The sequence below is a fragment of the Streptomyces longispororuber genome (genome assembly GCF_014656095.1).
Classification (GTDB): domain Bacteria; phylum Actinomycetota; class Actinomycetes; order Streptomycetales; family Streptomycetaceae; genus Streptomyces; species Streptomyces longispororuber.
Map to the genome: position 1 here is coordinate 104,371 of NZ_BNBT01000003.1, position 12,566 is coordinate 116,936.

The following is a 12,566-nucleotide window of genomic DNA, read 5'->3' on the forward strand; positions in this document are numbered from 1 at the left end:
GCAAGGGGTCCCGTCATGTCCTTCTTCACCGATCTCGCTCACCAGTACATCGACGGTGAGTGGAAGGCCGGCTCCGGCTCCTGGGACATCATCGACTTCAACCCGTACGACGGGGAGAAGCTGGCGTCGATCACGGTCGCCACGGCCGACGAGGTGGACCAGGCCTACCGCGCCGCCCAGCGCGCCCAGGAGTCCTGGGGCGCGACCAACCCGTACAAGCGCCGGGAGGTCTTCGAGCGCGCCCTGCGCATCATCGAGGACCGCGAGGCGGAGATCACCGAGGCGATCGTCGCGGAGCTCGGCGGCACGCTCGTCAAGGCCGCCTTCGAGCTGCACCTGACCAAGGAGTTCCTGCGCGAGGCGGTGCACCTGGCACTCGCCCCGCAGGGCCACCTCATCCCGTCGCCCGACGACACCAAGGAGAACCGCCTCTACCGCGTCCCGGTCGGGGTCGTCGGCGTCATCAGCCCCTTCAACTTCCCGTTCCTGCTGTCGGTGAAGTCGGTCGCCCCGGCCATCGCGCTGGGCAACGCGGTCGTCCTCAAGCCGCACCAGAACGCGCCGGTCCTCGGCGGCAGCCTGGTGGCGAAGATATTCGAGGACGCGGGGCTGCCGCCCGGTGTCCTCAACGTCGTCATCACCGACATCGCCGAGATCGGCGACGCCCTGCTGGAACACCCGGTGCCCGGCGTCATCTCGTTCACCGGCTCCGACGCCGTGGGCCGCCACGTGGCCACCGTCTGCGCCCAGCACTTCAAGCGCTGCGTCCTCGAACTGGGCGGCAACAGCGCGCTGATCGTCCTGGACGACGCGGACGTCGACTACGCCGTGGACGCCGCCGTCTTCAGCCGCTTCGTGCACCAGGGCCAGGTGTGCATGGCGGCCAACCGCATCCTGGTGGACCGCGCCGTGGAGGCCGAGTTCACCGAGAAGTTCGTCGCCAAGGCCAAGACCCTGAAGGTCGGCGACCCGGCGTCCCCGGAGACGCACATCGGCCCGCTCATCAACTCCTCGCAGGCCGACGGCGTGACCTCGCTCGTCACCCAGACCGTCCAGGCGGGCGCCAAGGCGCTGCTGCACGGCCGCACCGAGGGCAACCTCGTCTTCCCGTCCGTCCTGACCGACCTGCCCGACGACGCCCCGGTGCTGCGCCAGGAGATCTTCGGCCCGGTGGCGCTCATCCTGCCCTTCGACGGCGAGGAGGAGGCCGTGCGCCTCGCCAACGACACGCCGTACGGCCTCAGCGGCGCCGTCCACACCGCCGACACCGAGCGCGGCGTGCGCCTCGCCCGGCGCATCCGCACCGGCATGATCCACATCAACGACGGCACCGTCCACGACGAGCCGATCGTGCCCTTCGGCGGCGAGAAGCACTCGGGCGTCGGCCGGCTGAACGGCGACTCGACCGTGGACGCCTTCACCACGCCGAAGTGGATCTCGGTGCAGCACGGGCGCTCCCGCTTCCCGTTCTGAGGCCCGCCGCCGGACACCGGGCCCGGCACCCATCCCCTGGACCCTTGAGGACCGTAGCTGTCCTCAAGGGTCCGTAACGTCTGTGGTGTCGGAAAGCCCGGCGCACCCCTGGAGAGGCGGACCTCATGCCCACTCACGTGAACGCGGAAGCCCACGGCGACGAGCGCGGGGCGCTGATCGCCTTCGTCGAGGCGCAGCGCGGCGGCGTCCGCCGCTCCGTGCTCGGCCTGAGCGACGAGCAGGCGACGAGCCGCCCGAGCGCCAGCGAGCTGACCCTCGCCGGCCTCGTCAAGCACGTCGCCGAGGTGGAGCTGAACTGGCTGCGCCTCGCCCAGCAGAAGCCGAACGAGCGGCAGCGCACCGAGGAGACCTGGGGCGACGGCTTCCGGCTCGTCGAGGGCGAGACGCTCGCCGGCGTGCTGGCCTTCTGGGCGGAGGTGGCCGCCGAGACCGAGGCCTTCATCCGGTCCGTGCCGAGCCTGGACGACACCTTCCCGCTGCCCGAGGCGCCCTGGTTCCCCAAGGGCTCGGTGTCGATGCGCTGGCTGATGCTGCACCTCGTCGAGGAGATCGCCCGGCACGCGGGCCACGCCGACATCATCCGCGAGTCCCTGGACGGCAAGACGGCGTTCGAGCTGGTGGCGCAGGAGTCGGGCCAGTCCTGGGGGTGAGCCGCCGGGACGCGGGGGCCGCCCGGGCCGTACCCTAGTCAAAGTTGATGAATGGTACGGAACAGCAGGCTGAAGGGTGCGGTGAATGTCGGCGATCCGGATGCTGGTCCTCGGGGCCGTCCGTATGCACGGGCGGGCGCACGGCTACCAGGTGCGCAACGACCTCGAGTACTGGGGCGCCCACGAGTGGTCCAACGCCAAGCCGGGCTCGATCTACCACGCGCTGCGGCAGATGACGAAGCAGGGCCTGCTGCACGAGCACGAGACCGCCCCCTCCACGGCGGGCGGTCCGCCGCGCACGGAGTACGAGATCACGGAGAAGGGCACCGAGGAGTACTTCGCCCTTCTCCGTGCAGGCCTGACCGCCGTGGCCCACGACCAGAAGCCGGACGTGCTCTCGGCGGCCGTCGGCTTCATGGTGGACCTGCCGCGCGAGGAGGTCGTCTCGCTCCTCAAGCAGCGGCTGCGCGCCATCGACGACTGGCGCCACTCCGTCACCGAGTACTACATCCCCGAGGACGGCCCCGGGCAGCTCGGCCACATCGGCGAGATCATGAACCTGTGGGTGCACTCCGCCGACGCGGGCGAGGAGTGGACCAAGAGCCTCGTCGAGCGGATCGAGAACGGCGCGTACACCTTCTCCGGTGAGGGCGAACCGTTCGTCGGGGTGCTCGCCGAGGACGCGGAGAACCCCTACGCGACCGGGGAGAAGCACCCCGGGGATCAGCGCTAGCCGACCGTCCCCCCACCTCCAGGACCGAAGGTCCCCTCCGCACGTCGCATTAATCAAGTTTGACTAACCGCCCCGAAGGGCAGTACCTTCCTCCAGCTAGTCAACATTGACTAGCGGACGGCTGGGGGCACGGAGGGAGACGCATGACGGACGCGATCGTCCTCGAAGGCGTACGGAAGCGGTACGGCGAGAAGCGGGCCCTGGACGGGCTCGACCTGGTGGCCGCGCGCGGCACGGTGCACGGCGTGCTCGGCCCGAACGGCGCGGGCAAGACCACGGCGGTGCGGATCATGGCCACGCTCCTCACGGCGGACGAGGGCCGGGTGGAGATCGCCGGCTGCGACGCGCGGCGCCAGGCGGGGGAGGTGCGCCGCCGCATCGGCCTGCTCGGCCAGCACGCGGCGCTCGACGAGGAGCTGAGCGGCCGGCAGAACCTGGAGATGTTCGGGCGGCTCTACCACCTGGGCGCGCGCCACGCGCGCGTGCGGGCCGACGAGCTCCTGGAGCGCTTCGGCCTCGCCGACACGGGCCGCAAGGCCGTCAAGCGGTACAGCGGTGGCATGCGGCGCCGCCTGGACCTCGCGGCGTCCCTCATCACGGAGCCGCGGGTGCTGTTCCTGGACGAGCCGACGACGGGGCTCGACCCGCGCGGCCGCGCGGAGGTGTGGGAGGCGGTGCGCTCCCTGGTGGGCGGCGGCACGACGGTGCTGCTCACCACGCAGTACCTGGAGGAGGCCGACCAGCTCGCCGACCGCATCTCGCTGATCGACAGCGGCCGGGTGATCGCCGAGGGCACGGCGGACGAGCTGAAGGCGCGGCTGGGCGGCGACCGCATCGACGTCGTCGTCCGCGACGGCGCCCACCTGGTGCGGGCGGCCCGGCTGCTCCCCGGGCACGCCGGCGACGTCACGGTCGACGCGGACCGCCGCCTGGCCAGCGCCCCCGTCAGCGACCGCATGGAGGCCCTCACCCGGGTCGTACGGGCGCTCCAGGAGGAGGGCATCGAGGCGGAGGACATCGCGGTGCGCAGGCCGACGCTGGACGAGGTCTTCCTGCGCCTGACGGGGCGTACGGAACACACCGGAGCCGACGAGCACGTGAAGGAGACCGTATGAGCGTGACCACGAGCGCAGGCGTGGACCCGGGGACGGGCGTGGGGGCGGGCACGGCCGCGGGCTGGGCGGTCGCCGACTCCTGGACCATGACCCGGCGCGAGCTCGCCCACTGGGCGCGCCAGCCCGTGCAGGTCTTCGTGGGGTTGGCCTTCCCCGTGATGATGCTGCTGATGTTCAACTACCTGATCGGCGGCGGCAAGGGCATCGCCGGGAACTACGTGGAGTTCCTCGTCCCGGGCATGTTCGCGCTGACCATGGTGTTCGGCCTGGACGCCACGATGGTCGCGGTCACCGGCGACCTCAACAAGGGCGTGGTGGACCGCTTCCGCTCCATGCCGATGACCAACGGCGCGGTCCTCGTCGGCCGGTCGGTCGCGGACATGCTCCAGTCCTTCGCCTCGCTGCTCGTCATGATGGGCGTGGGCCTCGCGATCGGCTGGCGCTGGCACGGCTCGCTCGCGGCGGTGGCCGGGGCGGTCGGCCTCCTGATGCTGCTGCGCTTCGCGATGCTGTGGCTCGGCATCTACCTGGCGATGGTCGCGGGCAAGCCCGAGCTGGTGATGGCGGTGCAGATCCTGGTGTGGCCGGTGGGCTTCCTCTCCAACGCGTTCACCGTGCCGCAGACCATGCCGGACTGGCTGGGGGCCGTGGTGGAGTGGAACCCGATGTCGGCGACGGCCGCGGCGGTGCGCGACCTGTTCGGCAACGACCCCGGGGTCCCGGCCACCTCCTGGGCCGCGGACCACGCCGCCCTCCTGGCGGTCCTCTGGCCCCTGGCCCTGGCGGCGCTCTTCGCCCCGCTGGCGATCCGGAGGTTCACGGCCCTGAGCAAGTAGCGGCCCCTGACCGGCTTGCACCTCACGCGACGTGAGGACCCAGGGTGGTCGGTGTCGCAACGGAAGGAGACAGCGGTGAGCTATTCCGTCGGACAGGTGGCGGCCCTCGCCAAGGTCACGGTGCGCACCCTGCACCACTACGACGAGATCGGCCTCCTGGTGCCCGGTGAGCGCAGCCGCGCGGGCCACCGGCGCTACGGCGACGCCGACCTCGACCGGCTCCAGCGCATCCGGTTCTACCGCGAACTGGGCTTCCCGCTGGACGAGGTCGCCGTCCTGCTCGACGACCCCGGGGCCGACCCCCAGGAGCACCTGCGGCGCCAGCACGGGCTGCTGACCGGGCGCATCGCCAGGCTCCAGGAGATGGCAGCCGCTGTCGAGACCGCCATGGAGGCGAGACGCATGGGCATCAACCTCACGCCCGAGGAGAAGTTCGAGGTCTTCGGAGACGCCGATCCGGACCGGTACGAGGAGGAGGCACAGCGCCGCTGGGGCGGCACGGAGGCGTACGCCGCGTCGCGCCGCCGCACGGCCGCGTACACGAAGGAGGACTGGAAGCGGCTGCGCGACGCCTTCGACGCCATCCACGCGCGCATGGCCGACCTGCTCGCGGCCGGCGTCCCGGCCGACTCCCCGCGCGCGGCGGACGTCGCCGAGGAGCACCGCCGCTTCCTCTCCGACCACTACTACACCTGCACGTACGAGATCCACACGGGCCTCGGCGAGATGTACGTGACGGACCCCCGCTTCACGGCGACGTACGAGTCGATCAAGCCGGGCCTGGCGACCTACATGCGCGACGCCATGAAGGCCAACGCCGCCCGAGCAACGGCTTAACCGCTGTCGGCTTCCCCTGTGGGCAGACGTCCCGCAGGGCGGGACGGGTGGGCACAGCCCAGGTGCCGCCCAGCCGTGCAACAGGGGGCTTTAGGGGCAGGGTCCGGGGCCCGGGCCGGAGGGGGCCAGGCACTATGGAGGGGGCCGGGCCCGGCGGCCCGGGGTTCCACCCGGTGGAACCCCTGCCTCCCGCCCCACGTTGATAGCTTGGGACGGCGACGCCGAAGCCCATCACCACGCCCGGCCCGCCCCGCCCTCCGCCGTACGCCTCACACCCACAGGAGCCCGGAACCGTGCAGACGCTTGCGCTCGGACCAAGCTGGTTGGATCCGGACTACCTCCTGAACCAGTTCGGGCTCTGGGGCCTGCTCCTGATCGTGTTCGCCGAGTCCGGCCTGCTCATCGGCTTCTTCCTGCCGGGTGACTCGCTCCTGTTCACGACGGGCCTGCTGATCACGACGGACAAGCTGGACGTCCCGCTGTGGCTGGCCTGCGTGCTGATCTCGATCTCCGCGATCCTCGGCGACCAGGCGGGCTACCTGTTCGGCAAGAAGGTCGGCCCGGCGCTGTTCAGGCGGCCAGACTCGCGCCTCTTCAAGCAGGAGAACGTCACCAAGGCGCACGAGTTCTTCGAGAAGCACGGCCCGAAGTCCCTGGTCCTGGCCCGCTTCGTGCCGATCGTGCGGACGTTCACGCCGATCATCGCGGGCGTCAGCGGCATGCGCTACCGCTCGTTCATCACGTTCAACATCCTCGGTGGCGTCCTGTGGGGCGCGGGCGTCACGCTGCTCGGCGCCTGGCTCGGCAAGCACGAGTTCGTGCACAAGAACATCGAGGCGATCCTGATCCTGATCGTCCTCATCTCGGTGGTCCCGATCATCATCGAGCTCCTCAGGGCCCGCGCGCAGAAGAAGAAGGCGCCCGCCGCCGCCCCGGAGACCCAGCAGCCCGCCCCCGAGACCGCCCACCGGTACCAGCCGCAGCAGAACCACCAGAACCACCAGCAGCACCAGTACCCGGGCCAGGGACAGGGCCGGCAGCACCAGCAGTACCCCGACCAGTCCGCGTACCAGGCCCAGCAGCCCCAGTACCCCGGCCACCAGCAGCAGTACCCGTACCCCGGTCAGCAGACCCCGCAGCCCCAGTACGACGCCCAGGCGTACCGGGACCCGTCCCGGACCGCGTACCCGTACGAGGGCCAGAACCAGTACGACGGCCAGAACCAGTACGAGGGCCAGTACGACGGCCGGAACCAGTACGACGGCCGGCACCGGTACGAGGGTCAGCACCACTACGACGCCCGGAACCAGTACGGCGCCCCCGCGGACGACCAGCAGTACGCCGACGACCAGCAGTACCAGGCCCAGCAGCCCTACCCGCACCAGCAGGGCCAGCAGGGTCACCACCAGCAGGGTCACCACCCGCAGCCCCCGCACCAGCAGGGCCGGTACCAGGACCAGCAGCCGCAGCACCCCGACGAGCCCCGGCACGGCCACCCCCGGTACTAGCACCGGGGTCGGGACCGGCGCCGCGCCAGGACGTCCTAGAAGCCGCGCGTCCGCTTGGCCGCGCGGCGTCCCTGTGCCGTCTCGGTGCTCGGCGCCTTGAGGAAGAGCCGCGACAGCTCCCCGCCCAGGTTCACGCCGATCGCGATGGCGAGCGCCAGGGCGGCCGCCTTGGACAGCGAGGCGAGCCCGGGGTTCAGATGGTTGCGGGCGATCTCCAGGAGCCCGAAGTACGTCGCGCTGCCGGGCAGCAGCGGGCCGATCGCCGCCGTCACGTACGGCAGCGCGGACGCGAACCGGTAGCGCGACAGGAGCTGTCCGAAGAGCCCCACGAGCCCCGCCGCCACGGCGGTGGCCGCGACCGGCGAGATGTCCCCGGCGCGGGCGAGGGCGCCGAACACGACCCAGGCGACGCCGCCGTTGAGGGTCACGAGCAGCACGGTGGAACGTTCCTGCTGGAGCAGCACCGCGAAGGCGCAGCTCAGCGCCATCGACGCGAGGGTCTGGATCACCGGCCGGTCGGAGGAGTGGATCGACGTCTCCGGGTTGAGGCCCGCGTCGAGCTGGACGCCCAGGTACAGCACGATCAGCACGCCGCAGACGATCCCGACGATCAGGTACCCGACCTCCAGGAGCCGGGCCGCGGCGGTGATGTAGTAGCCGGTCAGGCCGTCCTGCACGCCCGCGACCAGCGCCCGCCCCGGGATCAGCGCGAACAGGCCACCGGTGATCACCGCCGAGGCCCGGACGTCCGGCAGGTCGAGCAGGCTGATCGCCACGCCCATCGCGGCGGGCGGCATCGCCGCGACCACGAACTGGTAGAACTCCGGCAGCCCCCGCCCGGCGCACAGCCACGCGAACCGGTCGCCGAGCATCGCGCCCACGGCCGCCGCGAGGAACACCAGCAGGTCACCGCCGACGAGCACGGAGGCGGAGCCCGCGAGCAGCCCGCCCGCGGCCGTCAGGGCCCAGCCCGGGTAGGGGTGGCGGTTGCGGCGGATCTCCGCGAGCCGCCGGTAGGCCTCCTCCAGGGTGACGTCGACCTCTTCGGAGCTGATGTCGTCCACGAGCCGGTAGACGGCCTGGAGGCGCGTGTAGTCGGTGCCCCGGCGGCGCACCGTCCGCGAGGCCGTCACGGGGTCGTCGACGAGCGAGGGCTGGTACGAGATGGAGATCAGCGTGAAGGTGACGTTCGGCTCGCAGCGGTCCAGACCGTACGAGTGGGTGACGGCGAACATCGCCGCCTCCACGTCCTCGGCGCCCTCCCCGCCCGCGAGCAGCAGCTCGCCGATGCGCAGCGTCATGTCGAGCACGCGCGGCACGGCGGGCCCTGCGTCGTCCTCGGACCGCTGCGTGGCCTCGGGGGCGGGCCGCTCGGCGACCGGCGTGCGCAGCATCGTGCGCATGCGGTCCTGCCAGGGCGCCTCCTTGGTGAGGCGGACCACCGGCACCCCGCCGGGCGGGGTGAACGCGGGCGGCGGCTGGTGGGCGTCGTAGGTGTGCGGCGCCGTGAAGGCCGAGGTCTCCTTCTCCTCGGGCGCCGGGGGGATCCGCAGGCCCGTCGGGATGGTGAACTCCGAGGACGGGTGGTCCTCCTCGGGCGCGGCCGCCTGCTCGACGCCGCCCACCGGAGCGAACGCGCTGCGCGCCTCGTCCGACTGCGGCTTGCGGTCGTCCTCCTCCGGGTCAGCCACCGGTTCGCCTCGCTCCTCTTACGTACGGTCCCGTGCGCACCTTACGTAGGTCGGTGTGCGCACGCACCCGGCCGTATACCCGGTCCGGGCGTCTTCGCTCCTGGTCCGCGACCGGGCCGCGTGCCCCGGGGCACGCGAACGGGCCGCGTGACCCGGAAGGGGGTCACGCGGCCCGTTCGCGTGTGCGCGGGGGCCGCCACGGGCCCCCGGGGGTGGCTCAGTGGCCGCCGTTGGCCTGGAAGCGCTTGTACGAGGCCTCGATCTCGGCCTCGGCGTCGGCGCGGCCGACCCAGTCGGCGCCCTCGACGGACTTGCCGGGCTCCAGGTCCTTGTAGACCTCGAAGAAGTGCTGGATCTCCAGGCGGTCGAACTCGGACACGTGGTGGATGTCGCGCAGGTGCTCGACGCGCGGGTCCGAGGCCGGCACGCAGAGCAGCTTGTCGTCGCCGCCCGCCTCGTCGGTCATCCGGAACATGCCGATCGCCCGGCACTTGATGAGGCAGCCGGGGAAGGTCGGCTCGTCCAGGATCACCAGGGCGTCCAGCGGGTCGCCGTCCTCGCCCAGGGTGTTCTCGACGAAGCCGTAGTCCGCCGGGTAGCTGGTGGACGTGAAGAGTCGACGGTCCAGGCGGATGCGGCCGGTCTCGTGGTCGACCTCGTACTTGTTCCGCGAACCCTTCGGGATCTCGATGGTGACGTCGAACTCCACGGGTGGCTCCTCCATGATCAGCACATACTTCGGGTGATTAAGTGTCCCTCACGCAGATGTGTGATCGCGAAAGGGGCAGGTCGTCGTGGACGAGCGCACGCCTTGGCAGTGGCTTCGACGGCCGCTGCCGCTCCTGCGGCGGCTTGCCGTCGAGGCCTCCGGACGATTCCGGACAGCCAGGACGTGGCAGGTCACGACGGGCTCCGCCGCCGTGGGCCTCGCCGTCGCGGCCGTGGCGGTCACCGCGGCCGGGCCCTGGGACTCCTCCGGTCAGCGTACGGCGGAGCGTCACCTCGCGGCCTCCCGGGAAGCCGGGGGTGGCGCAGATCACGCGGGCGGCGCCCCCGGTGAGCGGGCGCCCGGGGACGCACCGAGCGCCCCCGCCGTGCTGGCCGGGCTCCGCGCCCCCGCCCGCGGCGGACCGGGCGGCAAGGCGCTCGCCGACGTCCTCGACCCGGTCCTGAAGGACCGCGCGCTCGGCCCCGAGCGCGCCGCGGTCGTCGTCGACGTCGCCACCGGCAAGCGGCTGTACGGCAAGCGCGCGGACGACGCGCTCACGCCCGCGTCCACCACGAAGATCGCCACGGCGGTGGCCGCGCTCTCCGCCGCCGGCCCCGACCACCGGCTCACCACGAGCACCGTCCTGCAGCCGGACTCCCGCGAGGTCGTCCTGGTCGGCGGCGGCGACCCGACGCTCACCGCCCGCGAGGACGGCCGGTACGTCGAGGGCTACGCGAGCCTGCGCGACCTCGCCGACGACACGGCCCGTGCCCTGAAGAAGCGCGGCAAGGACCGGGTGCGCCTCTCCTACGACGACACCCGTTACACCGGGCCGCCCCGCCACCCCATCGGGCCGAACGAGAACATCACCCCGGTCAGCGCCCTCATGGCCGACGAGGGCCGCCTCGACGACTCCACATCGGGCCCGGCCCCGCGCACCGAGGACCCGGCGGGGGACGCCACGCGGAAGTTCGCCGACCTGCTGCGCGCCCGGGGCGTGGACGTACGGGCCGACGTCGGCCCCGCCAAGGCCTCGCCCCGCGCCGCGAAGTTGGCCCGGACCTCCTCGCCCGCCCTCTCCGTCCTGGTCGAGCGCATGCTCACCCACAGCGACAACGACATCGCCGAGGCCCTCGCCCGCGAGACGGCCCGGGCGAGCGGGGAGCCGCTGAGCTTCGCCGGCGGCTCCCGGGCGATCCGCGACCGCCTGGAGAGGCTCGGCCTGCCGCTGGCCGGGGCCGAGTTCGCCGACGGCAGCGGGCTCGACCGCGAGGACCGGCTCACCGCCGAGCTCCTGGCCGCGCTGCTGGCCCGCGCCGCCGACCGGGACCACCCCGAGCTGCGCTCCGCGGTCACCGGCCTGCCCGTCGCGGGCTTCACCGGCACCCTCGTCAACCGCTATCCGAAGGGGTCGCCCGGAACGGGGCTCGTCCGCGCCAAGACCGGCACCCTCACGGGCGTCAACACCCTGGCCGGCACGGTCGTCACCGCCGACGGGCGACTGCTCGCCTTCGCGTTCATGACGACCGGTACGACGGACCCGTCCGGTGCCCAGGCCGCCCTGGACGCCATGGCCTCCGCGGCGGCCGCCTGCGGCTGCTCCGCCTAGCGGCCGCGGCCCCGCGGGCCCGGCCGAAGGGCGGCCCAACCCGGGACGTCCGCGCGGCCGACCACGTACCGTTGACGCATGACGAGCCTCGGTGGTGCGGAGATGGTCGACTGGAATCTCGCGGTGGCGACCGCGACCCGGCTCGTGCGGCCGGGCCCGGAGGTGAGCCGTGACGAGGCGCGCGCGGTCGTGGCGGAGCTGCGCCGGCACGCCAAGTCCTCGGAGGAGCACGTCCGTTCGTTCACCGGGATGGGCACGGAGGAGACCCACGACACGCCGGTGCTCGTGGTCGACCGGGCGGGCTGGATCCGGGCGAACGTCGCCGGCTTCCGCGAGGTCCTCAAGCCCTTGTTGGAGAAGATGAAGGACCGCCGTGCGGGCGGCCCCGGCGGTGCCGTCCTCGGCGCGGTCGGCGGCAAGGTGACGGGCGTGGAGCTCGGCATGCTCCTGTCCTTCCTCGCCTCGCGCGTCCTCGGCCAGTACGAGACCTTCGCCCCCGCCACCCGCGACCTCCCGGCGGGGGAGAACGGCGGCGGCAGGCTCCTCCTCGTGGCGCCCAACATCGTGCACGTGGAGCGCGAGCTGGACGTCGACCCGCACGACTTCCGGCTGTGGGTGTGCCTGCACGAGGAGACGCACCGTACGCAGTTCTCCTCCGTGCCGTGGCTGCGCGACCACCTGGAGAGCGAGATCCAGGGGTTCCTCGGCGAGACGGACGTCGACCCGATGACCGTCCTCGAGCGCATCAGGGAGGCCGCCCAGAGCCTCGCCGGCGGGCGCCCGGACGCCGAGGAGGACGACGGCGGCCGCTCCTTCGTGGACCTCGTGCAGACCCCGGCGCAGCGGGAGATCCTGGCCCGCCTGACGGCCGTCATGTCGCTCCTGGAGGGCCACGCGGACTACGTGATGGACGGCGTGGGCCCCGGCGTCGTCCCGTCCGTCGGGGAGATCCGGGAGAAGTTCAAGGAGCGCCGCCAGCGCGGCGCGAGCCGCCTCGACCAGGCACTGCGCAAGCTGCTCGGCCTGGACGCCAAGCTGCGTCAGTACCGCGACGGGGAGCGGTTCGTGCGGGCCGTCGTCGACGAGGTCGGCATGGACGGCTTCAACCGCGTGTGGACCTCACCGAACACGCTTCCCACCAAGGCGGAGATCGCCAAACCAGCGGACTGGGTCGCGCGGGTGCACCGTAGGGCAGAGTGAGCGAACAGATGCGGCCGACGGCAGGAGAACGCCCCCGTAATCACCCGTCCGAGGGACCGTGAGGCATGGGTAGGCGTGCAATGCTCGGGTAACGGCTCGGTTCTGTCACCATCGACGCACTCTCGGTGACCGACAGTGCGGGGATCATGAGATCCGCACCCTCGCGCCCCCACGCGAGGCCGCT

At 72.2% G+C, this 12,566-nt stretch carries 11 protein-coding genes; 9 read left to right on the forward strand and 2 right to left on the reverse strand.

The window, feature by feature from the left end; all coding sequences use genetic code 11:
- The first annotated feature begins 15 nt into the window (after positions 1–15).
- From IE330_RS01805 to IE330_RS01835, 7 genes are all read left to right on the forward strand, one after another.
- Positions 16–1,473 (forward strand): aldehyde dehydrogenase family protein, encoded by a 1,458-nt coding sequence (locus tag IE330_RS01805; RefSeq protein WP_190134003.1) that lies wholly within the window; start codon positions 16–18, stop codon positions 1,471–1,473.
- 125 nt (positions 1,474–1,598) lie between these two features.
- Positions 1,599–2,144, forward strand: coding sequence for a DinB family protein (locus tag IE330_RS01810; protein ID WP_190134004.1), 546 nt, complete (start codon positions 1,599–1,601; stop codon positions 2,142–2,144).
- Positions 2,145–2,229: 85 nt separating this feature from the next.
- Positions 2,230–2,877, forward strand: a complete 648-nt coding sequence (locus tag IE330_RS01815; protein WP_190134005.1) for a PadR family transcriptional regulator — start codon at positions 2,230–2,232, stop codon at positions 2,875–2,877.
- Positions 2,878–3,020: 143 nt separating this feature from the next.
- On the forward strand, positions 3,021–3,992 hold the full coding sequence (locus IE330_RS01820) for an ATP-binding cassette domain-containing protein (RefSeq protein ID WP_190134006.1): 972 nt from the start codon (positions 3,021–3,023) through the stop codon (positions 3,990–3,992).
- Positions 3,989–4,828, forward strand: a complete 840-nt coding sequence (locus tag IE330_RS01825; RefSeq protein ID WP_190134007.1) for an ABC transporter permease — start codon at positions 3,989–3,991, stop codon at positions 4,826–4,828. Before IE330_RS01820 ends, IE330_RS01825 begins: the two co-directional genes overlap by 4 nt.
- Before the next feature lie 75 nt (positions 4,829–4,903).
- Positions 4,904–5,665 (forward strand): MerR family transcriptional regulator, encoded by a 762-nt coding sequence (locus tag IE330_RS01830; protein WP_190134008.1) that lies wholly within the window; start codon positions 4,904–4,906, stop codon positions 5,663–5,665.
- 293 nt (positions 5,666–5,958) lie between these two features.
- Positions 5,959–7,173 carry a DedA family protein gene (locus IE330_RS01835; RefSeq protein ID WP_190134009.1) on the forward strand — a complete coding sequence of 405 codons (1,215 nt, stop codon included), beginning with the start codon at positions 5,959–5,961 and terminating at the stop codon, positions 7,171–7,173.
- 35 nt (positions 7,174–7,208) lie between these two features.
- Here IE330_RS01835 and IE330_RS01840 read toward each other — a convergent pair whose 3' ends face one another.
- Together IE330_RS01840 and IE330_RS01845 are read right to left on the reverse strand one after the other, a co-directional pair.
- The gene (locus IE330_RS01840; protein WP_190134010.1) at positions 7,209–8,864 is read right to left on the reverse strand and encodes a threonine/serine exporter family protein; all 1,656 of its coding nucleotides are present in this window, start codon (positions 8,862–8,864) and stop codon (positions 7,209–7,211) included.
- Between the two features lie 217 nt (positions 8,865–9,081).
- Positions 9,082–9,573: an inorganic diphosphatase gene (locus IE330_RS01845; protein WP_190134044.1), complete on the reverse strand. Its 492-nt coding sequence runs from the start codon at positions 9,571–9,573 to the stop codon at positions 9,082–9,084.
- Positions 9,574–9,658: 85 nt separating this feature from the next.
- Here IE330_RS01845 and dacB point away from each other — a divergent pair, with 85 nt between their 5' ends.
- Both dacB and IE330_RS01855 read left to right on the forward strand, forming a co-directional pair.
- The gene (gene dacB, locus IE330_RS01850; protein WP_190134011.1) at positions 9,659–11,182 is read left to right on the forward strand and encodes a D-alanyl-D-alanine carboxypeptidase/D-alanyl-D-alanine endopeptidase; all 1,524 of its coding nucleotides are present in this window, start codon (positions 9,659–9,661) and stop codon (positions 11,180–11,182) included.
- 78 nt (positions 11,183–11,260) lie between these two features.
- Positions 11,261–12,382, forward strand: coding sequence for an Rv3626c family coenzyme F420 biosynthesis-associated protein (locus IE330_RS01855; protein ID WP_190134012.1), 1,122 nt, complete (start codon positions 11,261–11,263; stop codon positions 12,380–12,382).
- The last annotated feature ends 184 nt before the right edge of the window (positions 12,383–12,566 follow it).

Excerpts from the sequence above, each read along its gene's own strand:
- IE330_RS01815 (WP_190134005.1), top strand. The coding sequence starts at position 2,230 with ATGTCGGCGATCCGGATGCTGGTCCTCGGGGCCGTCCGTATGCACGGG.
- IE330_RS01855 (WP_190134012.1), top strand. The coding sequence starts at position 11,261 with ATGACGAGCCTCGGTGGTGCGGAGATGGTCGACTGGAATCTCGCGGTG.
- IE330_RS01825 (WP_190134007.1), top strand. The coding sequence starts at position 3,989 with ATGAGCGTGACCACGAGCGCAGGCGTGGACCCGGGGACGGGCGTGGGG.
- IE330_RS01805 (WP_190134003.1), top strand. The coding sequence starts at position 16 with ATGTCCTTCTTCACCGATCTCGCTCACCAGTACATCGACGGTGAGTGG.
- IE330_RS01820 (WP_190134006.1), top strand. The coding sequence starts at position 3,021 with ATGACGGACGCGATCGTCCTCGAAGGCGTACGGAAGCGGTACGGCGAG.
- IE330_RS01810 (WP_190134004.1), top strand. The coding sequence starts at position 1,599 with ATGCCCACTCACGTGAACGCGGAAGCCCACGGCGACGAGCGCGGGGCG.